The sequence below is a fragment of the Nonomuraea deserti genome, from assembly GCF_004348685.1.
In the GTDB taxonomy this organism is placed as follows: Bacteria; Actinomycetota; Actinomycetes; order Streptosporangiales; family Streptosporangiaceae; genus Nonomuraea; species Nonomuraea deserti.
Window position 1 is genome coordinate 24,039 of the sequence record NZ_SMKO01000039.1, and the last position, 24,061, is coordinate 48,099.

General features: G+C 70.0%; 19 protein-coding genes and 1 pseudogene. 9 read left to right on the top strand and 11 right to left on the bottom strand.

Annotated elements, in window-relative coordinates; translation table 11 throughout:
* Positions 1-446 precede the first annotated feature (446 nt).
* Complete coding sequence (locus E1292_RS17120) at positions 447-1,796, top strand: TrkH family potassium uptake protein (protein WP_132596238.1); 1,350 nt, start codon at positions 447-449, stop codon at positions 1,794-1,796.
* A gap of 120 nt (positions 1,797-1,916) precedes the next feature.
* On the opposite strand, the gene E1292_RS17125 is transcribed toward E1292_RS17120, so the two are convergent.
* Together E1292_RS17125 and E1292_RS17130 are read right to left on the bottom strand one after the other, a co-directional pair.
* Complete coding sequence (locus E1292_RS17125) at positions 1,917-2,360, bottom strand: hypothetical protein (protein WP_132596212.1); 444 nt, start codon at positions 2,358-2,360, stop codon at positions 1,917-1,919.
* Between the two features lie 3 nt (positions 2,361-2,363).
* Positions 2,364-3,044: a TetR/AcrR family transcriptional regulator gene (locus tag E1292_RS17130; RefSeq protein ID WP_132596213.1), complete on the bottom strand. Its 681-nt coding sequence runs from the start codon at positions 3,042-3,044 to the stop codon at positions 2,364-2,366.
* Positions 3,045-3,210: 166 nt separating this feature from the next.
* On the opposite strand from E1292_RS17130, the gene E1292_RS17135 reads away from it, so the two are divergent.
* From E1292_RS17135 to E1292_RS17150, 4 genes are all read left to right on the top strand, one after another.
* Entirely contained in the window at positions 3,211-3,678 is a 468-nt protein-coding gene (locus tag E1292_RS17135) for a GbsR/MarR family transcriptional regulator (protein WP_132596214.1), read from the top strand.
* The gene (locus E1292_RS17140; RefSeq protein ID WP_132596215.1) at positions 3,675-4,829 is read left to right on the top strand and encodes an FAD-dependent monooxygenase; all 1,155 of its coding nucleotides are present in this window, start codon (positions 3,675-3,677) and stop codon (positions 4,827-4,829) included. Before E1292_RS17135 ends, E1292_RS17140 begins: the two co-directional genes overlap by 4 nt.
* Positions 4,830-5,188: 359 nt before the next feature.
* Positions 5,189-6,082 carry an ABC transporter ATP-binding protein gene (locus tag E1292_RS17145; protein WP_132596216.1) on the top strand — a complete coding sequence of 298 codons (894 nt, stop codon included), beginning with the start codon at positions 5,189-5,191 and terminating at the stop codon, positions 6,080-6,082.
* Positions 6,079-7,668: an ABC transporter permease gene (locus tag E1292_RS17150; protein WP_132596217.1), complete on the top strand. Its 1,590-nt coding sequence runs from the start codon at positions 6,079-6,081 to the stop codon at positions 7,666-7,668. The genes E1292_RS17145 and E1292_RS17150 overlap by 4 nt, the downstream gene beginning before the upstream one ends.
* Positions 7,669-7,981: 313 nt before the next feature.
* Here the strand turns inward: E1292_RS17150 and E1292_RS17155 are convergent, their stop codons facing one another.
* Positions 7,982-8,662, bottom strand: coding sequence for a hypothetical protein (locus E1292_RS17155; RefSeq protein ID WP_132596218.1), 681 nt, complete (start codon positions 8,660-8,662; stop codon positions 7,982-7,984).
* Positions 8,663-9,066: 404 nt separating this feature from the next.
* A complete protein-coding gene (locus E1292_RS17160) occupies positions 9,067-9,804 on the bottom strand; it encodes a class I SAM-dependent methyltransferase (protein WP_132596219.1) in 738 nt (245 codons plus the stop codon).
* A gap of 1,157 nt (positions 9,805-10,961) precedes the next feature.
* Here E1292_RS17160 and E1292_RS17165 point away from each other — a divergent pair.
* Together E1292_RS17165 and E1292_RS17170 are read left to right on the top strand one after the other, a co-directional pair.
* Positions 10,962-11,963, top strand: a complete 1,002-nt coding sequence (locus tag E1292_RS17165) for a NucA/NucB deoxyribonuclease domain-containing protein (protein ID WP_165974593.1) — start codon at positions 10,962-10,964, stop codon at positions 11,961-11,963.
* Between the two features lie 177 nt (positions 11,964-12,140).
* On the top strand, positions 12,141-12,770 hold the full coding sequence (locus tag E1292_RS17170; protein WP_132596221.1) for a hypothetical protein: 630 nt from the start codon (positions 12,141-12,143) through the stop codon (positions 12,768-12,770).
* Positions 12,771-13,231: 461 nt separating this feature from the next.
* Here E1292_RS17170 and E1292_RS17175 read toward each other — a convergent pair whose 3' ends face one another.
* The 5 genes and pseudogenes from E1292_RS17175 to E1292_RS17200 form a co-directional block, all read right to left on the bottom strand.
* Positions 13,232-15,970 carry an outer membrane protein assembly factor BamB family protein gene (locus E1292_RS17175; RefSeq protein WP_132596222.1) on the bottom strand — a complete coding sequence of 913 codons (2,739 nt, stop codon included), beginning with the start codon at positions 15,968-15,970 and terminating at the stop codon, positions 13,232-13,234.
* A complete protein-coding gene (locus E1292_RS17180) occupies positions 15,928-16,707 on the bottom strand; it encodes a hypothetical protein (RefSeq protein ID WP_132596223.1) in 780 nt (259 codons plus the stop codon). The genes E1292_RS17175 and E1292_RS17180 overlap by 43 nt, the downstream gene beginning before the upstream one ends.
* Positions 16,708-17,011: 304 nt before the next feature.
* Positions 17,012-17,650 (bottom strand): class I SAM-dependent methyltransferase, encoded by a 639-nt coding sequence (locus E1292_RS17185; protein WP_132596224.1) that lies wholly within the window; start codon positions 17,648-17,650, stop codon positions 17,012-17,014.
* Positions 17,651-17,848: 198 nt separating this feature from the next.
* Positions 17,849-18,876, bottom strand: a pseudogene (locus E1292_RS55790) (AfsR/SARP family transcriptional regulator).
* A gap of 105 nt (positions 18,877-18,981) precedes the next feature.
* On the bottom strand, positions 18,982-20,211 hold the full coding sequence (locus tag E1292_RS17200) for a serine hydrolase domain-containing protein (protein WP_132596227.1): 1,230 nt from the start codon (positions 20,209-20,211) through the stop codon (positions 18,982-18,984).
* Between E1292_RS17200 and E1292_RS51155 the strand changes: the two genes are divergently transcribed.
* Positions 20,210-20,392 (top strand): hypothetical protein, encoded by a 183-nt coding sequence (locus E1292_RS51155; protein ID WP_165974594.1) that lies wholly within the window; start codon positions 20,210-20,212, stop codon positions 20,390-20,392. The two genes, E1292_RS17200 and E1292_RS51155, sit on opposite strands and share 2 nt — an antisense overlap.
* 147 nt (positions 20,393-20,539) lie before the next feature.
* Here E1292_RS51155 and E1292_RS17205 read toward each other — a convergent pair whose 3' ends face one another.
* The gene (locus tag E1292_RS17205) at positions 20,540-21,118 is read right to left on the bottom strand and encodes a DedA family protein (protein WP_246090165.1); all 579 of its coding nucleotides are present in this window, start codon (positions 21,116-21,118) and stop codon (positions 20,540-20,542) included.
* A gap of 354 nt (positions 21,119-21,472) precedes the next feature.
* On the opposite strand from E1292_RS17205, the gene E1292_RS17210 reads away from it, so the two are divergent.
* Positions 21,473-23,470: a sulfatase gene (locus E1292_RS17210; protein WP_220446886.1), complete on the top strand. Its 1,998-nt coding sequence runs from the start codon at positions 21,473-21,475 to the stop codon at positions 23,468-23,470.
* A gap of 91 nt (positions 23,471-23,561) precedes the next feature.
* Here E1292_RS17210 and E1292_RS17215 read toward each other — a convergent pair whose 3' ends face one another.
* Positions 23,562-23,987: a VOC family protein gene (locus E1292_RS17215; RefSeq protein WP_220446891.1), complete on the bottom strand. Its 426-nt coding sequence runs from the start codon at positions 23,985-23,987 to the stop codon at positions 23,562-23,564.
* Positions 23,988-24,061: the final 74 nt, after the last annotated feature.

Below are 24,061 nucleotides of genomic sequence, written 5' to 3' on the forward strand. Positions count from 1 at the left end.
AGACGCTACCTTCCGGACGCGCAGCCGCCTGGCTCGATCCTGCTCGCGGCCGCCGGCCCGGCACGGGACACAGCCGGAATCGTGCCCACCGATTCTGCCCTCGGCTCCCCGCCGGGCAGGCTCGAGGCGGTCATCACCGCCGGCAGTGCGTCGACAGGGGGCGAGCTGTCCGGGCCGGGCGCTGGTGGTCTGATCGACAACCAGGTCGTTGCCCGGCGATGCGATGCCGCCGCTGGTCCGTGGACGCGACGTCGGGTTCTGCCGGGGTGGACGAGCCCGGCGCGCTGACCCTTCTCTTCGTGGCGGGCAGGTCGCTGCCTGCGCTACGGTGTGGCGCGGTGTGCCGGGAAGCCTGGTCGGCGGCATTTTCATCACGCGGGCCGTACGGAGGCACTCATGAGCGACCAAGAGACCGGCAGCGGCCGGGGAGAGCACGAGGCCGCGTGATGCGGCGCCGCTCGGCCCTGCCCGGTCGAGGCAGGCACCCGGCTGTGGTGATCGCGGCCGGCTTCGGGGTGGCGGTGTTGGTCGGCACGCTGCTGCTGGCCACCCCGGTGGCCACTGCCGACGGTGATTCCTCGCACTGGTTGACCGCGTTGTTCACGGCTACCTCCGCGGTCTGCGTGACCGGTCTGATCGTGGTCGACACGCCTACGCACTGGTCGGTGTTCGGCGAGGTGGTCATCGCGCTGCTCATCCAGGTCGGCGGGTTGGGGATCATGACGCTCGCTACGTTGATCATGGTCATCGTGTCCGGCAGGGTGGGGTTGCGCGCGCGTCTGTCCGCGCAGTTGGAGACGAAGTCCGTGGTGGCCGCCGACCTGCGTCAGGTGTTGCGCAAGGTGGTGCTGTTCAGTTTGGTGTGCGAGGTGGCGGTGGCCGCCGTGCTCACCGTCCGTTTCATGGTCGGGTACGACGAGCCGCCGGGCCGGGCGGCCTACCTGGGCGTTTTTCACGCGGTGTCGGCGTTCAACAATGCCGGGTTCGCGTTGTGGCCGGATAATCTGATGCGTTTCGTGGCCGATCCGTGGATCTGCCTGACTGTCGCCGTGGCCGTCATCGTGGGCGGGCTGGGCTACCCGGTGGTGTTCGAGTTGTTGCGTCAGTGGCGGCGCCCGAGCCGCTGGTCCCTGTTGACCCGGGTGACCGTCGGGCTGAGCGTCCTGCTGATCGGGGTGGGTACGTTGGCGTTCCTGGCGGCCGAGTGGCGCAATCCCGCCACGATGGGCCCGCTGGACGACTCCGCCAGGTTGTTGTCGGCTTTCTTCGCCGCGGTCATGCCGCGGTCGGGCGGGTTCAACACCCTCGACATCGGGCAAATGAACCCGTCGTCGTGGTTGGTCACCGACGTGCTGATGTTCATCGGCGGGGGCAGCGCGGGTACGGCGGGGGGCATCAAGGTCACCACGTTCGGCTTCCTGCTGTTCATGGTGTGGGCCGAGTTGCGCGGGGAGAGCCAGGTCAACATCGGTCACCGTCGGCTGCCCGCCGCCACCCAGCGTCAGGCGGTGTCCATCAGCCTGCTGGGCGTCTTCCTGGTCACGGTCTCGACCTTGCTGATGCTCACGATCACCTCCCATGGTCTGGACCGGGTGCTGTTCGAGGTGATCTCGGCGTTCGCCACCAACGGGTTGTCCACCGGCATCACCGCGAGCACCCCGCTGGCCGGGCATGTGCTGCTCAGCCTGTTGATGTTCGTCGGCCGCATCGGGCCTTTGACGCTGGGCTCGGCGCTGGCGCTGAAACAGCGCACCCGCCGCTACGAACTTCCGGAGGAACGCGTGATCGTCGGCTGACGAGACGTTGCGTGTCGCCTCGGCGCTCAGCAACCAACCATGACGCGCCCGATGGCGCGGCTCATGCCGAGCCGCGCAAGAGAACGGGCCTGGATCAGGATCTGGTCAGCTGAGAGCCGTTCACGCGCCGTTCTGAGTAATCAGCATGTACAGCACCCACACGAAGAGCACCGCCTGGACGAGGAGTTCGCGCCAGGCCAGTACCGGGCTGGCCTGGATGGCGTACGACATGCTCTTGATGGGCGAGGCCGGCGGCGAGGGAGCCCTGTCCGGTTCAAGGGGCCGGTTGAACCGGTGGAAGAACAACTGGGTCAGCGTCAATCCGACCAGCAGACCCGTGGTGAAGCTCAGGTGTTCCAGCCCGACCGCCGCCTGCAGCGCCACCAGCACCACCATGAGCGCCAGCAGCACATCGTCGAAGATTCTGATGGAACGGCCGTTGCCGCTGTACATGGCGGCGATCCGCTTGATTCGGACCGTATAGGGCACCGCGAACATGTTGGCGAACTTGACCAGGGCCTGCAGCGTGTACAGGCCGAGCAGGATCTTCAGGGCGATGACCATCGTTCACTCCTTCGCGAACCAGTCGTGCAGTGTGGTTGGGTCGACCAGCGTCACCGAGCCGGCGGGCACGCCGAGCACTCGCTCGATCGCGTCCGTGTACGCGGCCACGGTGTGCTCGATCTCGACGGCCGTCGTGCGGCCGGTGAGAAACAGCTCGCCGAGCGTGTCGTTGAGGTCCTGGATGAGGGAGACCAGCACGCGGCCGGTCTGATCGGGGTGGCGTACGGAGAAGGCGCCCTCGTCCATCCCGGAGCGGATGATCGCAGACAGCAGCGGCGCCATGCGCTCGGCCAGCCGTGGACGCATCTTCTGGCGGACCACGGCGTTGTCGTCGCAATACCACACTGTCAGTAGCGCCATGAGAGCTTCTCTGCGCGCCAGCTTCCAGCCGGCCAGCGCGGCGAGGAAGCGCTGGAGCTGTTGCACCGCCGGCAGACCGGGTTCCTCCACCGTGGTGGACAGGTGGCCACGCAACTGGTCCGCGGCCCGCTCGATCAGGGCCTCCAGCAGCGCCGGTTTGGAATCGAAGTAGTGGTAGAAGGCGCCCTGCGACACGCCCGCCCGCTCCGCCAGTTCCTGCACGCTCATCTGCGCGTATCCCTTGGTCTCGATGAGGTGCTGCGCGGCGTCGAGGAACGCGTCCCTCCTGGCCGCGTACGCCGTCGCGTTGACCGTCCGTGCCACTCGCAACTCCTATTAATAAAGCGACGCTCGCTTTATTAATACACCAGCCGAGAGGGAGGCGCCAGATGCGGAGCACAACGCCCGCGTCCAGCCCTTCGACGAGCCTGTTGATCGTTCATTGGTTTTAGTTCATACTGAAATAGCTGTAATGGTAAGGAGCGGGCATGTGAGCGATCAAGAGCCGTTGCTGGAGTGGGTCGAACGTGTGGCGATGTACCTGGCGCGTGACGGGGTACCGCCGATCGCCGGGCGGGTGCTGGGCTGGCTGATGGTCTGTGACCCGCCGGAGCAGTCGGCCGGGCAGATCAGCGAGGCGATCGGCGCGAGCCGAGCCTCGCTGACCTCCAACCTGCGGCTGCTGACCGGTATGGGCTTTCTCACCTGGCGCACCCGGCCGGGAGAGCGGACCGTCTATTACCGGATGGCCACCGACGCCTGGCAGGTAGTCGTCCGCAAGCAGATCGCCGGCATCTCTTCTTTCCTCGACATCACCAGGGAGGGCCTGGACCTGGTGGGTCCGGGTGACGAGCAGAGGGCGCGCATCCGGCAGGCGCACGCCGCCTTCGCGTGGATGGCCGAGGTCTTCGACAACGCCCCGCCCCTGCACACCGGCATCGAGGGGGAGATCCCGTGACCAGACACGCTGTCGTGGTCGGCGGCGGCATCGGCGGCCTGGCCACCGCCGTCGCGCTGCGTCGCATCGGCTGGCGGGCCACCGTACTCGAGCGAGCCGCCGAGGTACGCGAGATCGGCGCGGGCATGTCACAGGCCCCGAACGCGATGCGAGCCCTGGAGGCGCTCGGCGTGGGAGAGCAGGCCCGATCGGCCGGGGTACCCACCTATTCGGCCGGCAACCTGCGTCTGCCCGACGGGCGCCACCTGCAACAGGCCCGTCCCGGCGATCCGACACCCCTGGTCGCTTTCCATCGTGCGGACCTGCATCGAATGCTGCTGCAGGCGCTGCCCACGACCTGGGTGCGCACGAACGCCGAGGTCACCGGCGTCCGGCAAGCCGAGCAGCAGGTGACGGTCACCTGGAATGGCGGCCAGGCCACCGCCGACCTGCTGATCGGCGCGGACGGCATCCGCAGCACCGTGCGCCGGCTGCTATGGCCGGACGCGCCGGCTCCGCGCTTCTTGGACCGCACCGCCTGGCTCGGCATCACCGACGCCGACGGGCTCCCCGGCAGCATCACCATGGGTGCCGGCGGCTACTTCCTGATTCATCCGATCAGCCGCGGTCGCGCCTACTGGGCCTACGTCACCACCGCCGGCCGGCCGGCCATCCGCTACGAGAAGGAGAAGATCGAGGTTGCCCGCCGAGTCGCAACGTGGCACGATCCGATCCCCTCGCTGATCGCGGCAACGCCGGACGAGGCGGTGATCCATATCGATATCTGCGACCTGGACCCGTTACCGGCCTACGTGTGCGGCCGGGTGGCGCTGCTCGGCGATGCCGCGCACGCCATGAGCCCCGACCGCGGCCAGGGTGCCGGGCAGTCCCTGGAGGACGCCGTCGTGCTCGCGGCAGCGCTGGCGGGTGAGTCCACGATCGAAGCCGCGCTACGTCGCTACGACACCGAGCGCCGCCCGCGTACCCAAGCCACCGCGCGGGGCGCGCGCGCCGACGGGCGCCGCACCACCTCCCTCGCCCTCCACCGGGCTCTGGTAACCATGATCCGGTTGACGCCCGCCGCCCTTTGGCGCAAGGGCATCGCCGACGACGGCAACCCCACCTGGCGCTGGCGTCCGCCGCACCTGCCGTCTCCGACCACGCCTCACTGAGCCACGGGCAGGTGCGGGGCGGGAACCGGTCCTCTCGCCCCAAGCCCGGATGAGAGGACTGGTTCCGCACGTCAACGTGGCGACGCGCCGGCCACCGCCGACGGCGTCACTCTCGCATCCGGTGACCGGACGCATGGACGCCGAAGTGTGGACAACCGCCCCGGCGCCGGCCTTGCGGTGACGCCGTCACATCATCGACGCTCTTGCGAACGCGAGGCCCGGCGGAGCGGTGCTGATCCTGCGCGCGCTGTGAGGTCGCGGCCATCTGGTGGACGCCCGGCGGCGCTGTTACTGTCGTGCTGGAGCGCCGGGAAGTCTGGTCGGCAACGTCATATCGGACCGGCTTCGTGGAGGCGCTCGTGACGAACAGCCCAGCCATCCTGGTCAGCGGCTTGACCAAGCATTTCGGCAAGGTTCGTGCCCTGGACGGGCTCGACCTCACGGTACGAACCGGTGAGGTCCACGGTTTTCTCGGTCCGAACGGCTCGGGCAAGACCACCACCCTGCGCATTCTGCTTGGCCTGCTGCGGGCCGGATCGGGGCACGCCGAGCTGCTCGGAGGCCAGCCGTGGCGGGACGCGGTCGCGCTGCATCGGCGGCTGGCGTACGTGCCCGGCGATGTCGTGCTGTGGCCAACGCTGTCCGGCGGGGAGGCCATCGATCTGCTCGGCCGGTTGCGCGGTGGGATCGACCGGCAGCGCAAGGCGGCGCTGCTGGAACGCTTCGACCTCGACCCCACCAAGAAGGGACGCGCCTACTCCAAGGGCAACCGCCAGAAGGTGGCCCTGATCGCCGCATTGGCCTCGGACGTCGAGCTGTTGCTGCTCGACGAGCCGACCTCGGGCCTGGATCCGCTGATGGAGGCGGCGTTCAGGGAGGTCATCGCCGAGGAACGGCGCGCCGGCCGTACGGTGCTGCTGTCCAGCCACATGCTGTCGGAGGTGGAGGCGCTCTGCGACCAGGTCACGATCATCCGCGACGGGCGGACGGTGGAGACCGGGACCCTGGCCGGACTGCGCCACCTCACTCGCACCACGATCAGCGCCGAACTCGACCGGCTCCCCGACGGCCTGCCCGGTCTGGACGGAGTTCATGGCCTGACCGTCAACGGCTGCCACGTCCGTTTCCAGATCGACGGTGAGCATCTCCAGGTGGTGCTGCGCCTGCTCACCGACTCCGGCGTGCGCGCGCTGACCTGTCAGCCGGCCACGTTGGAGGAGCTCTTCCTGCGCCACTACCAGGTCGCGGCATGACCGGCACGCTGACGATGGTGTGGCTGGCGCTGCGCCGCGACCGCCTTTTGCTGCCCGTCTGGGTCGTCGTGGTCGCCGGCGTGATCACGGTCAGCGCCGCGGCCATCGCCGACCTGTATCCGCAAGCCGGCCAGCGTATCGCGCTGGGCGTGACCATCGGTTCCGCGCCGGCGTTGCAGGCGCTGACGGGGCCGGTGTTCGACGCGACCTCGGTCGGCGGGCTGACCGCGTGGCGGGCCACCACCATGTCCGCGGCGCTGGCGGCGTTGATGAGCATGGTGGTGGTGACTCGGCACACACGGGCGGAGGAGGAGACCGGCCGGGCCGAACTGGTCGGTGCCTGCAGGGTGGGCCGTTACGCGATGTCGACCGCGGCGGTGCTCGTGGCCACGGGCGCGAACGTGCTCATCGCTCTGCTGATCACGCTGGGCCTGGCCGGGCAGGGGCTGCCCGTGGCGGGCGCCTTGGCCTTCGGCGCGGCCGTGGGCGGCACGGGGTGGGTGTTCACTGGTGTTGCTCTGCTCGCCGCCCAGCTCACCACTCATGCGCGAACCACCAACGCCCTCGCCGCCGCGGCGCTCGGCCTGGCCTTCCTCCTGCGCGCGCTCGGCGACGCTGCCAAGGTGGAAGCGCTCGCGTGGCTGTCCCCGCTGGGCTGGGCGCAGCGGGTGCGGGCGTTCGCCGGTGAGCGCTGGTGGGTGCTCGCCTTGTTCGTCGTCACCGGGCTGGTGCTGGTTGCCGCGGCGGCGCTGCTGGCCAGGCGGCGCGATCTCGGCGCCGGACTCATGCCGGCGCGGCCGGGCAGGCCTGACGCCGCAGCGTATCTCGCCAGCCCGCTTGCGCTGGCCTGGCGGTTGCAGCGCGGTGGCCTGCTCGGCTGGGCGATCAGCTTCGTGGTCGTGGGCCTGCTGTTCGGTGCCCTGGCCTACAGCGTCGGCGACATCGTCGGCGACAACCCCCAACTGGCCGCGATCCTTGAGCAGGTCGGCGGCGCGGGCGCATTGACCGACACGTTCCTGGCCGCCGAGCTGAGCCTGCTGGGCCTGGTTGCCGGCGGTTATGCGGTGCAGGCGACGCTGAGACTGCAAGGGGAGGAGTCGGCTCTGCGGGCAGAGCCGGTCCTGGCCACAGCCGTACTCCGCTGGCGATGGATTCTGAGCCATCTGGGCATGGCCCTCGGCGGCAGTGCTCTGATCATCACCGCAGGCGGGCTGGCCGCCGGGCTCGCACACGGCCTGCGGATCGGCGAGCCGGCCCGTCAGGCCATGCGCCTGCTCGGCGCGGCGCTGGTCCAGGTGCCGGCTACGTGGACCCTGGCCGGCATCGCGATGCTGCTGTTCGGGCTGCTGCCCCGCCTGACCGCTCTGGCGTGGGCGGCCTTGGTGGCCTTCGCCCTGCTCGGCCAGCTCGGCGAGCTACTCCAACTGGACGACCGGGTCAGGAACCTGTCTCCCTTCGCACACGTCCCGCAGGCGCTGAGCCAACCCTCGGATGTCGGTCCGCTGCTGTGGCTCGGCGCGCTCACGGCAGCGCTCCTGTCGGCGGGGACCGTCGCCTTCCAGCGGCGTGACCTGCGGGAGGGCTGACGGTCTTCACATCCCCCTGGGCTGCTTGCGAGGTCGGGGCCCGGGCCCGTCCCCCGACAGCAGCTGACTGGTCAACCCCGCAGGGGTGTATCGAAGGGGGCGCGGATCTGTCACGCTGTGCGCCTGGATCTCGGACCGCGCTTGCCCGGCTGCCGGTCAAGGCCGGCGGAGCGAGATGGGCAGGCGGAAGCGGCGGGCGATCCAGACGATGGCCGTGTCGCACAGGACGAGCCCCACCACGGCGGGAGCAGAACGGTCCAGCCGCTGTCGTCCCCTTCGCCGACGCTCCAGACGACTTTGCGCAGGGCCATGCTCAGGTGGTCCACCAGCCCCGCAACGTGTCGAGCGCCGGCGTGGACAACCAGTTGACGACGAAGCCGAGCAGGAAGGCCAGGAGCAGGAAGATCACCTGCTGCACGAACTGCGCCCTGGCCTGGCCGACCAGGTGCTTGCCGACGACGACGTCCACCATCCTGGTCTGCTCCTCCGTCAGCAGGACTTGCTTACGCACCTCTTCGAGACGGGCGTTGAGCTCGTTGAGTCGGGCGAGCTTCTCCGCGATCTCCCGGTCGAGGTCCTCCGACACGCTCGCCGATTCGCGCACCACGTCCTGGACGGCCTTGGCCCTGGTCTCCAGCGCGATCGTGTGCCGGTCCGCCCGCTCCTTGCGCCTTTCCAAGAGGCGCAGTATCCCCCAGCCGCCGCCCCCGACCACGACCGCGAGGCCCGGCAGGCCAAAGTACACCGGCTCGAAATAGTCCTCGAAGAACTTGTCCAGCTCGGGGGTGTTCGGGTCCATGCCGAGCAGCGCGCCGACGACTCCGAGGATGATTCCCACGACGATCGCCCACCCGAACAGGACGGCGAGCACGATGCCGGCACCAGCGGCGAACCCCTTGAGGAGATCCGACCCCCATGCGAAGAGCGTCTCGGCCGGCGGCCGGTTCTGCTCGCCGGGCTCGGGGTCACCCTCAGAAGACGGAAATGTCTGCACTTCATTAGAGTGCCGCTGCTTTCCTTGGTGAACAAATGGTTATGGACCTTGTGTTACACGCAGGGGCGGTTACCGGCGGCCGTGGCGCTGGGTGGCTTGTTTTTTGATTTGGGGTCCAGGACCTGCCTGCCATCGAATCTCTTGACATCCTCAGCGGAGCGGCCGTCGGGAACCAGTACGTGGTGAGGGAGATCCGACAGCAGGGTCACGCCCCTTCCGCGTCTTCAAGGCGGCGGAAGACCAGACCAACAAGAGTGGGCTGAAGACCAAGCCGGAGGAGGGCGGACATGGTGAGATAGCCAGAGGTGGTTCTAGATGCGGAGGCCGTGTACCTCGGCGACATCCGGCTGTGCGGCCGGCCTCGCGCCGATCTCGGCGGGGGCACGACGTGGTCATACCACTGGTCAGCGTTCTGCGACTACGATCATCCGTCGGCTGTCGATCGTGAGTGCCGTGCCATCCGCGCCCAGGGCATGGACTGCCGTGAAGCCAGCGGCGAGCATCCAGTCGCGCAGTTCGGTGAAGGCGAACATCCGCACGAAGTACGGGACGCTCCGGGCCCGGCCATCGCGGATGATGGTTCGGTTGACCACGTTTGTGCTGGTGAGCACGTCGAGGTGGTGCCGATCAATCAAGAGGTCGCCGTTTCGTTCGACCAGCGTGGACGTCTGATAGGTGCGGACGACGGCGGTGTGGTTGTTCAGGTCGAGCGCGATCTTGCCGCCCGGTTTGAGCGCGGCAGCGGCCTGGACGAGGACCCGCTGGTTTTCGGGGTCGCTGAAGTAGCCGAAGGCGGTGAACCAGCTGACGACGCGGTCGAAGCGGTCTGGCCACGGCAGCCGGCGCATGTCGCCGTGGACGTAGTCGACCGTGACGCCGAGGGTGTCGGCATCCTGGCGGGCCCGGTCCAGAAACAGCCGAGAAGAGTCCAGACCGGTGACACGGCAGCCTCGCCGGGCAAGCCGGTTGGAGATCCGCCCGTGGCCGCAAGCCAGATCCAGGACCTCCATGCCGGGTTGAAGGTCAAGCAGTTGCCAGACCACTTCGGCCTCGGCGTCGCTGCGGGCGTCGAGATGCTCGGCAAAGAAGTAGAGGTAGTCGTCATCGAAGAGGCCTTCGGCGTCGAACCTTGGCTCGGACATAGCGCTCCGCGGGGCTCGGATTCCGGACTTGTTGCATCGTCGCGATCTCTGAGCGGTTGCGCCAGTGCCTTTCCGCGGCCGGGAGCTTTGATGAGCACCGCGACGGGCGCGGCTCCACCCTGGCGACGATCGGACTTCCGCCGCGATCGTCAGGGTGGTTGACCGAACTTCTCCATCCGTCAGCCACCAGACAACCGACCTGGACCCGGCCGTACGCGTCAACACGATCGATGCGCAGCACCACGGCCCGCGCGGCGCTGAGGCTGACGGCCACGGCGAACGCCTCACCCAGCGGGACCAGCAGGTACCCGCACATGCGTTCTCATGCAGTTCGGCATTCGCTGGGTCGGCGGGATGGGACTGGGGGGCCGAACGGGGACCATCGGTCTCGGACGGGTCCCTCAAGACGGTCGCTCGTGGGACGAGGGCCGCGAGGGACAACATGGCCGCGCCGTGACGGAGGTCGTCCGAGCGGATCGGCGGCAGACCGGGCGCAAACGAGGCGGCGGACAGGTGGCCGTTCGGGCGGCGGGTGGCGATCGGGGCGGTCGTGGACGCGGCTGGAGTAATGGTCGACGTTCAATACCGATGGACTGGGGCTGGAAATGCCGGTCGCGTGGCGAAGTGTCAGCACTCCATTCATCGCCGCGCCATGCGCATTTCGCCGTGTGGATGCGGCCGGATCAAATTCGCGGGTGTACGGCAGGCGCGCCTCTCCGATTGCCGGCATGGGCTGACCTGCAATGACGCCCCATCGAAGAGGAAATGACCGTTATCGCCTACCTGGAGATAGATGGTCGGTCAAGGGCTTGTTTGGGCCAATTGTCGAACACATAATCGTGAGCGCCCCAGCAGCCACGGGCGGAGGACCTGCCCAGGACGCCCGCCCGTGAGCCACTTACCTCAAGTAGGGAGAGTGTACCCAGATGCGCGCACGATCCATCCTGGCGCTCTTAGCCTGCGCGGCCGCCCTTCTCAGTGGCGTCGCCACCCCCGCGTCGGCCGCCCGAACCCCGACCCCACCGGAACGACTGGCCTCACCCCAGCCTACGGACGGCTCCGATGAGCCCGCCCGCAAGAAGGGGACCAAGGAGACTCAGCGCAGCACTCCCGACTGCCCCACGCCAGATGAAGGCGAGACAGCCGCCTGTCTGCAGGTGACCACGCCGAAGAGCCCCTTCACCCAGGAACGTCCCGGCGCGCAGGTGCAGGACATCGTGGCGATTCCCGACTGGTGCATCGAGAACGCCTACACCGGAGTGTGGGCGCTGCGCACCCAAGCATGCGAGATCACCGGACTGCTCTACACGACGTACGTCATCCGCAACGGCGTACGGACGGTCACGGGCGAGGCGTCGTTCAACGTCATCAACTACAGCTACTCCTCCACCAGCCTGCCCGACTGGGGCCACCAGATCGAACTGTCGGCCTACCAGGGATGGGGTGACGCCCTCCGCGCCAGCCTGTCGGGTGTGGCCAGCGGCAGTGGCTCGTGCACCACCGCCAGCTCGTCCTTCCCCGCCCGCCCGATCTCGCCGCTGAACACCTGGCTGCAGGGCGAGTCGTACTTCAGCACCACCGCCACCGCCGCAGGCGCGATCGGCTCCTGCACCACCACCTGGTCACTCACCTTCACCAACGGCACCTACACCCCGGCCGGCATCAGCTACGACATGAGCGAGATCCGCTGCGACAACGCCACTGCCGGCAACGCGGCCGTCGGATGCGTGGTGCCGTGGTACGCCTCAGAACTCGTCTACAGCCAGAGCTCCTACCCCTCGCTGGCCTCTCACGTGTCCCGCGCCCAGGCATCGGGACTGCCCGGTGCCACCTTCGACGCGCCGCTGACCCGTACCACCAACGAGACGATCATCAACACCAACCGCAGCCTCGCCTGCGGTGACGCCCCGTCCATCAGCGGTTTGAGCTGCGACGAATACCCCATCGCCCGCTCCTACGAAGGACTCAGTTCCGGCGGCAGCAGACGAACCTTCGACAACTGCAACTTCAACCTTCCCCAGCAGACCGGCCCGACCGGCGTCTCCGTGTGCATGATCACCGCCACGGAGAACAACGCGCAGGGCGGCCTCAACACCCAGTTCTTCCGGCGCGAGCGCGTTCTGGACGGCGACCCCTTCCGCGTCACCGTCGGCGCCTGACCCATCCTTGTGGGCCATGACCGGATGAACACGTAGGGACTCACTCCTGCCGCATCGCCGTTCCCGCACAGGAGCCGGTGCGGCAGGGTGAGCCCCGTTCAAGGCGGGCAGAGAGAAGGATGTCCGGTCCGGGCCGGCGCGCTGTGCGCTTGGCCCCGTCAAGGAAGGGCACAGGCCATGGTGGACGCCTCAGCCGACGTCCGCGTGAGTGACCACGCGTTCGGCTTGCTGGACGGCGGCGAGATCCCGATCGAGACAGCCGACTACTCCAACGGTCTCGTCGTGCTCATGTCCGCCGGAGCGCTCCTCTACACCGGCATCGACACCGGCGTCGTCCACGTCGGCCTCACCCTTGCCTCCCAGCCACCCGACAACCTCGTCCCCGACGCCGGCACCGATGACAACCTCGGAGCCTCGTGGCAGGACATCGTCGAGGCGAGCGTGCACGCCCCACGCGGCCAGTTGCGCCTCGATTCCCTGGACACCGGTCCGGTGTCCGACGTGCCCCTGCTCAGCCCGCACGGCCCCGGCTGGTATCGGCTGCGCGCCTTCGTCCGCGGCCGCGACACCCACTTCGACGCCGTCGCCGACGCTGCCGTCGAGGAATATCACCTGCAATTGTGGCCGGCGCCACCGGCGCCGGCCGTGCTCATCCGGACCACCGACCAGTGCGGCGCCGGGCTGCGCTCGGCATCGGCCCCCGCCTCACACCCGGCCGAGCCTCCGCCCCGGCAGCAGGCGGAACAGCAGACCAGGAACCGGCTGGACCAAGCGATCCGCAAGGCGACGGGCCGGCCGCCCGCGTGACCGTTCCAGCGCAAACGCTGGGCATCACGCTTGGCTCGCAGGTCGTCCAAGCCCCCGGGCATGGCAGGGGAGTCGATGTCGACCTCGGCCAGATCCCATCCTTGTGCCTGGTCGACAGCTTGCGGGCTGTCGATGACCTCCACTTCGGCGAACGTCTCCAGGACCTCCCGGGCCGACGTCGCATGGACCCACCACCACGCCCCGCCCATGCCGTAGCCATGCACCCGCTCGAACACCCGGCGCTGAACAGGCTCACGGCGAGCACGAGCACGAGCCCGGCTCGTCGGCGGGAACGCCCGGCCCGGGGACGATGCGCAAGGTCGGATCGCGGCATGCCGGCATGGTAGCCGCGCCCTGCCGGGGCCGGTCCCCACACGGAGTTCCGCCCGTTGAGAGGGACAGGTCTCTCGCAGTTCTTCCCGGTCGACCGGCGTGCGAGCCGGGCCTTCGACACCGGCCGGCTAAGGGCCTGCCGTGGGCCGCGCGTAGATGTTCCCGGTGGAGCTGCCGATGTAGAGGAAGCCGTCTTTCACGACAGGGCCGGTCACGGCGGTGCCGCCGGTCCGGAACCTCGATCGCACCGTGCCGGTGGCGGGGTCGAGGGCATGGAGCGTTCCCTCGCGGTCGGAGACGTGGACGGATCCTGCCGCCGCCACGGGGCCGGCGTCGCGGCCACCGGGCAGCGGGAGACGCCAGCGCGTCTCGCCCGTGGTGGTGTCGAGTGCGTACAGCGTACGGTCGCGGCCGGCGGTGTACACGAGTCCGTCCGCCACGGCGGCGCTCCATTCGAACAGGGGCTGGTCGCCCCTGGCCTGGAAGTCCCACAGGGGGGTGCCCGTGGCGGCTTCCAGCGCGTACGTGGTGCCCTCGTCGTCGCCCACGTACACGGTCCCGCCGGCCACCGTCGGGCGGGAGGAGATGGCGCCCGCGATCCGTGACCTCCATCGGAGCTCGCCTGAGACGGCGTCCAGGGCGTTCACGTCGCCGTTGCCGCTCGTGGCGTAGACGGTTCCGCCGGCCCGTAGCAGGAGGACGCGGTCGTGTTCCGCGCCGAGCCGGTGGCGCCGCTTCTCGGTTCCGGTGGCGGGGTCCAGGGCGTACATCACGCCGTGGTCGCTGCCGGTGAGGACGACGTCCCCGGCCAGCACGGGCTCGGGGGTGAGCATGTCGCCCGCCGGCTCGAAGCTCCACAGCCGCTTGCCGGAGGCGGCGTCGAGCGCGACGAGTTCGGCCTTCGAGGACCAGGTGGGGTCCCTGGTCCAGAGGTAGAGGCGGCCCGCCGCGACCACGAGGTCGCCGAACACGGTGATCTTCTGGCTCCACCTCGGGCGGCCGGTGGCCGTGTCCAGCGCCACCAGCCCGCCGGTGCTGTTGGCCGCGTACACGGTGCCGTGCGCCACCACGTGGCCGTCCACCACGGAAGCGCCCGTCCGATAGCGCCACCGCACCGCGCCGGTGGCGGCGTCCAGCGCGGACACCGTGCCGTCGCCGCTGGCGGCGTAGACGACGCCGCCGGTCACCACCGGCTCGGTACGCACGGCCGCGTCGGTCGGGAAACTCCACCCGCGTTCGCGCACGGGGGCGAGGGCGGGGGCGCGGGCGCCGGGCTCGTACCGGGCGAGCAGACGGTCGCGCAGCAGCGGGGAGACGAGCCGCACGGCCTGCCGCGATGACGAGGTCAGCCGGACGATGACGGGGCCCACGTTGATGATCGTCGCGCCGTAGAAACCGTTCGTCTCGTTCACCGTGTAGGTCAGGAAGCCCGGGGCCTCGGTGGTGGGATCGATGGCGCCGGTCTCTTTGATGGCGGCGGTCTCGGCGGCGTACAGCTTGCGCGCGCTCGCGTCCGACGGCGACACCCATTCCACGGACAACGAGACGACGGCACCGTCGTCGGCCGGCGGTATCCAGTCGCATTTCGCCGCGCCGTCCGTCGCCGGGGCCGCGTGGTAGCCGTCGGCGAAGGTCGCCAGGTCGCGGCCGGTCAGCAGGCCACAGGCGGCCGGCCAGGCGATCGTCGGGCGGGCGGTCCCGTAGATCGGCCTGTACGCGGTGAGCCGCTCGTCCCCGGGGACATCGCTGAACACGAAGGCCATGTCCTGGCTCGTCCCGGCGAGGGAGACCAGGTGAGCGGGTAGATCGATCGGCAGCCCGCCGAGCCGTCCGGTGCCGGGGTCCACGGAGATCAGGTAGGCGGGCAGCGGCCAGGCGGAGTCCTGCAGCGTACGGCCCTGATCGTTCGCCACGGTAAAGGAACCGGCGTACAGGGGAGGGTTCCAGCGGTCCGGAGCCGTGACCTTGGCGGCCTGCGAGCCGGTGGACAGCAGACGGCCGTCGGGCCCGAAGAAGAAGTCGTCCTGGCCCGCCCTGGCGCGCACGTACCCTTCGGCGTTGGCCGTGAGCCCGATGGGCGGGCCACCGTCCTTCGGGGAGGCCGACGACGGCAACAGGTGTGTCGTGACCTGCCGCAGGGTGCGCGGATCGATCGAGGCCAGCCGCAACTCGTTGCCCTGGCAGTAGCTGAGCAGGCGCACCGATCGGGCCGTCGCGGCGCCGGTCAGCCGGCAGCCTCGCGGATAGGTCACCTTGGCCGTGGTCGTTCCGGTCCGCGCATCGAGGGCTCGGATGCCGAGGGGTTCGTCCGGCTGCTCGAACACCACGATGCTGCGCTCGGTCGCCATGATCCGGGGGCCGTGGTACGAGCCGGTGTCGTCGAGCCGGGGCTGACGGAGGTGGGTGGTGATCGTGCGCCGCCACAGGGGCGCGCCCGTGGCCAGGTCGTGGCCGTACAGGGTCTGCTCGGCGCCGTCCGGTTCTCCTCTGGCGACGACGAGCGTGTCGCCCGCGATCCAGACGCCGGTGACAGGCGCGGGCCGGGCCGGGTCGGTGGGGATGGTGCGCTGGAGCGCGCCCGTGCGCGGGTCGTGGACGCGTACGGTGCCCTGGCGCGTGGCCACGGTGACCGCCCGGGCGGACACGGCGTGGCCCGGGGCCCCCAGGAACTCGACGCCGTACTCGGCATCCGCCGGCACCGACCACGACGCTCGCCACTCGACGGGTACGCGGGGACGCCTCGCGGCGTCGTCCACGGCCCCGGCCGAGCAGGTCGCCAGGATGACCACGAGCAGGGCCGCGGCTGACCGGTACCCGCGCGCGGTCAGCACTTCCCGGCCTTGGCGAGCTTCCGTTCGATCGCGCACGCGCCGCTCCTGGAGATCGGCTGCCAGCCGCCGAGCGGAGAGGTCGTGTAGTAGGCGTGGTAGGTGCTGGAGGTGCCGGTCACCCGGAACGGGGTTCCGTCCGGCCCCCGAACCGTCACCTGCTCGGTCCGGTCCCCCGTGAGCACGGTGACGAGCAGGTCGAAAGCGTAGTAGGCGGCCGTGCCCGTGACCGTCATGGAAAGCGTGACTCGTTCGTCCCGTTCGAGGTCGATCTGCTTCTTCCTGAAGTACGAGGTGTCCGGGTCCTCGGGAGAGGTGAAGCGGGGTGCGGGGTCGTCGAGGTCGGCGGAGAGTTCGATCGTGGCGGCCTCTCCGGCGGGGTTGAAGATGAACAGCGCGCCGTCCGAGACGGGCTTGCGGTCGAGGACGCGCGGCTGGATGTCGACGATGCGCAGGCTGCTGCGGTTGCCGACGAGGACGACGGTGAGGTCGGCGGTCTCGAGCGGAGCTCGGTCGTGGCGCGTCATGACCGAGTCGCGTCGCGAGCCGGACGCGGTGCCGAGCAGGACCGCCCGGTCCGCCGGGTCGGTCACCGCTTCGCGCAGGGCGGTGTCCTGCGCGGCGTAGTCGACAGCCACGTGGCCGACCTTGATCGGGGGCTCGCCGCCGATGTTGTCGACGGCGTCGGGGCCGCGCGCGTTGAACCAGGCGGAGAACACGACGCCGACGGCCGCGACGATCACGGCGCTGACGATTCCCGCCAGCCACGTCCGCATGGCTTTCCACCCTCCGGCCTCTTCGGTACGGGAGGCGGATGCGGCACGCCTCTTCTGGCGCACTTTGGCCATGGGGCGTCCCCTTCGTCGGCGGCGTACGGCAGCTGATTCATAGCTGATGGGACGGTCGTATTGCCGCGCCGTTGACGAATTCAGTCTGAGGGTTTCCGCATTATGTGCGGCGAATCAGGCCCGTAAGCATATGGGCCACATGATTTCCCTTCGAGGTGTGCGTCCAGAAAAGCCCGCGTTCGCCGGCTCACCGTCACCAACGGCGCGTGCGGTCTTCGCGCGGGCTCCGCGTTCACTGTCGGCGCATCAGCAGGCGACCCTGGCGGAACCGTTCCCCCTCGTGAGGCTCGCGCAGCACCCGGCCGACTTCGACGAAGTCGGCGGCGCGTGCGAGCGCGGCCAGTTCGTCGATCGGCCACCGATATGCCGGCGTCACCTTGTGGTCGAAGGGCGTCACCGGGTCCCCTTCGGACTCGAAGAAGCCGAGCAGGAGATGGCCGCCCGGGGCCAGAACGCGGCGGAACTCCCTCAAGTACGCCGGCAGCTCCTCCGGGGGCGTATGGATGACGGAGTACCAGGACACGATGCCCCGCAGCCCTCCATCGGCCAGATCCAGGGCGTCCATCGAACCGACCTCGAAGCGCAGCTCCGGATAGGCCTCACGGGCAAGATCGATCATCACCGGCGACAGGTCAAGGCCGAAAACGTCCAGACCCAGCTTCTGCAGGTACGCCGTCACATATCCAGGGCCACATCCGAGCTCGGCGACCGGCCCGCCACCGGCGGTCCGCACGACCTCGGCGAACACGTCCAGCGCCGCGCGATCCAGCGGCTGGTCATCGAGCGCGCGCTGGAAGAGGTCAGCGTAAAGAGCGGCGACAGCGTCGTAGGCATCCGCTGTGGCAGTGAGATAGGAGGGGCGTTCGGTCATGACGGGTCACCCTACTCGATTCGCCCCAAGCGCCATGAGGGGTTCGAAGCGCTCCTCGTCGTACGCCTCCTCGGTGGCCGGCAGGAAGGGCGTGCGGGCCGGCGTTGAGGAACAGGGCCTCGGCCCCGGGGATCAAGGTTGCATGGGCACAGGGAACTTCGTATCGAACATGTGATCCAAAGTTGCGGCCTTCCGGGGCTATGATCTTGCTGTTCGCCGACAAGGGCGGGCACCACCGGACAGGAGATCGACTTGAGGCGTGCGCTGATCGCGTTGGGCATCGGCCTGAGCGTGCTGGCATCCACAACCGTCACCGCGCCGGCCCCCCTGCCCCGATACCACGCAGACGGGCACCGTGGGCGTCGGCGGCTTCCGCGCGGGCGGCGCGGCCTCCGCCCGGCCGTGCTCGCGGCAGAGCGTACCGGCCGCCGCGGCGAGTTCCTCTCGCCTGCCGACGAAGTCGGCGATGTCCAAGGGGAGCTGGCAGATCCCCCCGCGCGGCGATCCGAGCGCGACGGGTTGCAGCTTTCCGTCAAGAATCATCGCCTGCAGCCGTCGCAGGTCCGCGCCGGGTTCGACGCCCAGCTCCGCCACGAGCGCGTGGCGGGCCCGCTGGTACGCGTCGAGCGCCTTGTCCCGCCGGCCTGTCCGTGCGAGGGCCAGGATCAACAGGTACCAGGCCCTTTCCCTTAACTGCTCTTCGGCCAGGAGGCGGCAGATGTCATCGATGGCCTCCTGGGGCGGTCGAGGGCGATCCTCGCCTCCGCGAGGTCGAGGCGCGCCCGCGTACGCCGCTCCTTCACCTCGGCGACACGGGCGAGCACCTCGCTCCCCAGCGGCGTGCCCTCGGCGAGTTCGCCACGCCACAGGTCCAGCGCCCGCTCGAACCGTTCGGCCGCGCGCTCGGGCTCGCCCGTGCCGGCCTCCAGCCGGGCGAGGCGTACCTCCTCGTCGAAGGCGAGCAGGTCGACCTCCTCCGCGCCCGCTTCCAGCACGTAGCCGGACTGCCTGGTGAGCAGGCGCGTCCCCGCCGGTAGCGCCTTTCTCAGCCGGGCGACGTACGTCTGGAGGTTGGCGACGGCCGAGGAGGGAGGACTTTCCCACAGCGCGGCGATGAGCCGGTCCCGGGAAACGGTGGTGTTGACGTTGAGCAGCAGGACGGCCAGCAACGCGCTCTGCTTGCCATTCAGCTTGACTGACTCCTGCTCGCCCACGCGGACGCGCACGGGCCCCAGGACGCCGAAGGTCGCACTCGCCAAGTCGCGCTCCCCACCTGTGATGGTGAGCCGATCATTACCCTTGGCGCACCCTCGTTCAAGACGGCGTGGGCGTCAGTCGTCGAGCGCCTGGTAGAGCGTGGTCCAGAAGTCGTGCATGAGCCGCATCGGGTCCGGGACCGATGCCCCGACCTGGGTGAGCAGGACGCCGGTGAGCTGGTTGGCCGGGTCGGCGTAGCTGGAGGCGCCGCTTCCGCCGTCCCAGCCGTACTGGCCGATGGGCGCGTAGTCGCCGCGGTAGGTGCGCACCGCCATCCCGAGGCCCCAGCCGCCGTGCTGGCCCTGGCCGTGCGAGATGTGGACGTTGTCGACGGCCATGGCGTGGCGGGCGGCCTGCTGCTCGGGCGTGAGCCGGTTGGTGGTCATCAGCTCCACGGCGGGCCGGGACAGGATCCGCTCACTTCCGTGCAGGCCGCCGTTCAGCAACATCCGGAAGTAGGCGTGGTAGTCGTCGACGGTGGAGACCAGCCCGCCGCCGCCCGACGGGAACGCCGGAGGCAGGCTCCAGCGCCCGCCCTCGGCCGCGTCCCACACGGTGAACTCCCCGGTCCGCGGGTCGGGGGCGTACAGGGGCGGCAGCCGGTCGATCTTGTCGGCGGGCACGTGGAAGCCGGTGTCGGTCATGCCCAGCGGTTCGAAGACGCGTTCGCGCAGGAAGGTCTCGAACGGCTGTCCGGTGACCCTGGCCACCAGCACGCCGAGCAGGTCGTTGCCGATGTGGTACTGCCAGCGCTCGCCGGGCTGGTGCATCAGCGGAAGCTCGCCCAGGCGCCGCATCCACTCGTCCGGCTCGGGCATCGGCTCCGGCAGGTTGGGCGTGAGCCCCTGCGCGAAGACCGCGTTCATGATCGGCGTGCCCAGCGACGTCATGTCCATACCGAGCCCGAACGTGGACGTCAGCACGTCCCGTACGGTGATCGGCCGTCGCGCCGGCACGGTGTCGTCGAGCGGGCCGTCGAACCGCCTCAGCACCTGCCGGTCGGCGAGCTCGGGCAGCCATTCCCGCACCGGGTCGTCGAGCCGCAGCCGGCACTCGTCGACCAGGATCATCGCCGCCGCGACCGAGACAGGCTTGGACGTGGACGCCATCCGGAAGATCGTGTCGCGGCGCATCGGCGCGCCGCCGTCATGGCGCATCGTGCCGAGCGCTTCGACATGCGTCTCGTCGCCCCGGCTGACAAGGGCGACGAGCCCGGGGATCTTCCCGGAGTCGACATGCCGCGCCAGCACGTCGTGCAGCCTGCGCAGCCCCGTTCCGGTGAAGCCGTTGCCGCCGTTCTCCATGATTGATCTCCTTGCGTACGAGCCCCGTCCCTGCGCGGTGACCGTGGGCTTCACGGGCGACGCGCGAGGGCCGGAGCGGGTCCGGCGTGGCCCAGTTCGCAGCCCCGAGGCCGTGATCGCTGGACCGTTCATGGCCTTCACCATCGCCGACCGCGCTGACACCGGGCCGTCGCCGCCCTGATGCGGCCCCTGACACGACACCCCACGCGCGGCGGCGGGCTCGAGGGCCGGGCCGAGGGAGCAGCCGCCGGAGGCGACGGCGGCCTGCCCGGTCATCGCCCCGGCACGACCACGATCAGCGGCTCGGTTCTCCAGGTCGCCCCAGGCCTCAGCCGGACTCGTCGTCTCCGTGGCCTGCCGCCGCCCGGCGCCTGCGCCGCCACAAGGTCACGGCCGCGGCGAACAGCGCCAGGGCCGCGAGGAGCAGCCACGAGAACCGTCCCAGGAGCTCCTCAAGACGAGCGGCCGACGCTCCGGCGAACGCGCCCAGGCCGACGTACACCGCCGACCACAACAAGGAGCCCGCGAGTGAGGCCGGGAGAAACCGGCCGTAGGGCACGTGCGCGGCCCCGGCGGCTGCGGGCGTGAGCGTGCGCACGACCGGAACCAGCCGGGTGACGAACACCGCCGCCGCGCCGTGGCGGCGTAGCGCGGCGGTCGCGCGATCCCAGTGGCGCACGCCGAGCCGTCGCACCACCCGGGTGCCGCGCATGCGACCGGCGTACCGGAGCCCGAGCCAGTAGCCGACGTGGTCGCCGGCGGTGACCCCCAGCGCCACGATCATCAGCATGGCGGCGAACCGCACGGGGGTGGTCGCGGCGACTCCCAGCAGCAGCACGCCCGTCTCGCCGGGGACGACCGAGCCGACCCCCAACCCCGACTCGGCGAACGCCATGACTCCGGCCACCAACCCGAGCAAAGGGAAGGGGAGATCGCCCACTGCCTGAACGCCTTCAGCGATCCAGTCCACCCCGTGCCACCGTCCCCCGACCGCTGCTTGCCATGAGCCCATCACTCTGGCAGGGGCACGGTGCACCAGACCAGTCCTTTCTCGGCTACCCGGCCGGCTCGGCGCCCGCCCTCCGGCTTCTGGGTGGCCGAAGGGCACAGGTCCGCGTTCCCCCGCATGACTGTAGGGCCATTACACCGTTTGTGTACTATGTGACGCCTTGATGGAGGGCGGCGCCCGGGAGCACCAGCGAGCTGGGCACGCCGTCAAGGCGGACGCTGGCATGTCGACCAGACCGGAGGTCCCCTCGCCGTGACAGCATCGATGCCGGACCGGCGGACCGTGCTCCGAGGGCTTGCCGCCGCCGGCCTGAGCGGCGCGGCCGGCCCGGCGGCGTACGCCGGCGTCCCCGCGGACGGGGCGGCGAAGCCCAACATCATCGTGGTTCTCATCGACGACCTCGCCCGGCGGGAGCTGGGCTGTTACGGCAACACGTTCAACGAGACCCCGCACATGGACCGGCTCGCCGCCGACGGGATCAGGTTCGAGGCGGGCTACTCGGCGGCGCCGGTCTGCTCGCCGACCCGGGCCAGCATCATGACGGGGCAGTATCCGGCGCGCGTGGGCATCACCGAGTTCCTCGGCGCCGCCGGTGACGACTTCCTGCCGGCCGGTCACCGGACCCTGCCGGAGACGTTACGCGACGCCGGCTACCGCACCGGCCTGATCGGCAAGTGGCACCTGAGCGAGACCTACACCGGCCCGGTGCGCGAGCGGCCCGGCAATCCGTGGTCGCACGGTTTCACCGACGTCATCGCCTCGGAGCAGAAGTACATCGCCGACGGTGACTACTTCCACCCGTACTTCATGCTGCCGGATCTGCCCGCCCGTGAGGAGGACGAGTACCTCACCGACCGGCTCAACCTGGAGGCCGTGGACTTCGTCACCCGCGCCGAGGACGACGCGCGGCCGTTCTTCCTCTACCTGTCGCACTACGCCACCCACACGAAACTGGCGGCGCCGCAGCCGCTGGTCGACAAGTACGCCTCGAAGCCGGGCGCCGGAGAGCCGGGCAGGAACCCGGTCCTCGCCGCGATGCTGGAGGTCATCGACGACGGCGTCGGCATGATCAGGGACACGCTGCGACGGCTCGGCATCGCCGGGAACACGGTCATCCTGCTGCTGTCGGACAACGGCGGCGACGGCGGCGTGGCGACCAGCAGCCCGCTGCGCGGCTCCAAGGCGACCCTGTACGAGGGCGGTGTCCGCGTGCCGATGATCGCCTACCACCCGGCAGGGTCCGGCGGGCGGGTCGTCGACACCCCCTTCAGCACCGTCGACTTCATGCCCACCCTGCTCGACACCGCCGACGTCCCCAGACCGCCGGGACAACACCTCGACGGCGTCAGCTTCGCCGGCCTGCTGAGCGGCGGCACGGCGCCGCGGCGTACCGACCTCTTCTGGGTGTATCCGCACTGGCACAACCCCGGCGCGCCCACCGCCGCGGTCCGCCGCGGCCGGTACAAACTGCTGCGGTATCTGCACGACGGGCGGAGCGAGCTGTACGACCTCCTCGCCGATCCCGGCGAGGCCGAGAACCTCGCCGACCGGCGGCCCGGCGAGACACGACAGCTGCGCGCGGCCCTGGACGCGCACCTGCGCGACGTCGACCTGCTGCCGCCGCGGCCCACGCCGGACAACTTCCCGGGCCTGGTGCTGGAGCGGGACTTCTCGAGCGGGCTGTCCGGGTTCACCGTCCTGGCACCGGATCCGGAGGGACGTCCCGGGACGGTACGGGCCGCCGGTGGTGCGCTCACCGTGACCGCGGACGGGGCCGCCGCCTTCGCGCTGCTGCGCTCGGACGTCGTCGCGGACGAGTCGCCGGCCGCGATCGTCGTCAGCCGGCGCTCGGATGCCGGCGCCGCCGCGCCCACCCAGGACACCCTGTTCGCGGGCCTGGTCAAGGACGCCGGTGACTACCTGGTGGTCTGGTACAACCACCGGCGCAAGCGCACCGGCTGGGACGTCAGGGTCGGCGGCGAGCTGACCGCCCGGCGCATCGTCCAGCTCGACGGGAGGATCGACTATCCGGGGCCCGACGCCCGGCTGGCGTGCGTGCTGCACCGTGACGAGCTCACCGCGTACGCGGTGGCGGCCGGCGGCGCCTGGCACTACCTGTTCACCGCCGATGTCGGCCGCTACGCACGACTCGACGATCCGGAGGTCCGCGGGCAGTACCGCTACGGCTTCGGCGCCCGCGTCGACGGAGGCACGCTCGCGGTGGAGCGCTTCGCGGTCCGCCGTCGCTGACGCCGATGCGGCCCGGCCATGCGGGGGCGTCGTCCGCCGACCGGCGGTCCGGCGCACCTCCCGGGCGCGGGTGCCGTCCCTTCGGCGGCCTTCAGCTGAGCTGTTCGGCCAGTCCGACGATGATGCCCTCGGGGCCGCGGACGTAGCAGAGCAGGTAGCTGTCCTCGAACTGCGCCACCTCGCCGACGAGTTCGGCGCCGTGGGAGCGCAGGCGGGCGATGACGGCCTCGATGTCGTCGACGGCGAACATGATGCGGCGGATGCCCAGCGTGTTCGCCGGTGCGTCCTTCGGCTCGGCGCTGATCGCCTTCGGCGTGTGGAACTTCGCCAGCTCGATCCGGCCGTGGCCGTCCGGGGTCCGCAGCATGGCGAAGTCCTGCCGGACGTCGTCGATCCCGATGACGCGCTCCACCCAACGTCCCTCGATCGGCCCCTTGCCCTCCAGCACCATGCCGAGTTCGACGAAGAACGCGATGACAGCGTCGAGATCGTCGACCACGATGAGGACGTTGTCCATCCGCTGGATCGTCATGCTGGGTCTCCTTCGGTGTAATACGGCCACGGTGGCCCGCATCCGTTCCCGAGACGGAG

Bases quoted from the DNA above. Each gene is read 5' to 3' on its own strand.
- E1292_RS17150 (WP_132596217.1), top strand. From the start codon at position 6,079: ATGACCGGCACGCTGACGATGGTGTGGCTGGCGCTGCGCCGCGACCGC.
- E1292_RS17125 (WP_132596212.1), bottom strand. From the start codon at position 2,360: ATGGTCATCGCCCTGAAGATCCTGCTCGGCCTGTACACGCTGCAGGCC.
- E1292_RS17170 (WP_132596221.1), top strand. From the start codon at position 12,141: ATGGTGGACGCCTCAGCCGACGTCCGCGTGAGTGACCACGCGTTCGGC.
- E1292_RS17160 (WP_132596219.1), bottom strand. From the start codon at position 9,804: ATGTCCGAGCCAAGGTTCGACGCCGAAGGCCTCTTCGATGACGACTAC.
- E1292_RS17120 (WP_132596238.1), top strand. From the start codon at position 447: ATGCGGCGCCGCTCGGCCCTGCCCGGTCGAGGCAGGCACCCGGCTGTG.
- E1292_RS17215 (WP_220446891.1), bottom strand. From the start codon at position 23,987: ATGGACAACGTCCTCATCGTGGTCGACGATCTCGACGCTGTCATCGCG.
- E1292_RS51155 (WP_165974594.1), top strand. From the start codon at position 20,210: ATGATTGATCTCCTTGCGTACGAGCCCCGTCCCTGCGCGGTGACCGTG.
- E1292_RS17180 (WP_132596223.1), bottom strand. From the start codon at position 16,707: ATGCGGACGTGGCTGGCGGGAATCGTCAGCGCCGTGATCGTCGCGGCC.
- E1292_RS17200 (WP_132596227.1), bottom strand. From the start codon at position 20,211: ATGGAGAACGGCGGCAACGGCTTCACCGGAACGGGGCTGCGCAGGCTG.
- E1292_RS17185 (WP_132596224.1), bottom strand. From the start codon at position 17,650: ATGACCGAACGCCCCTCCTATCTCACTGCCACAGCGGATGCCTACGAC.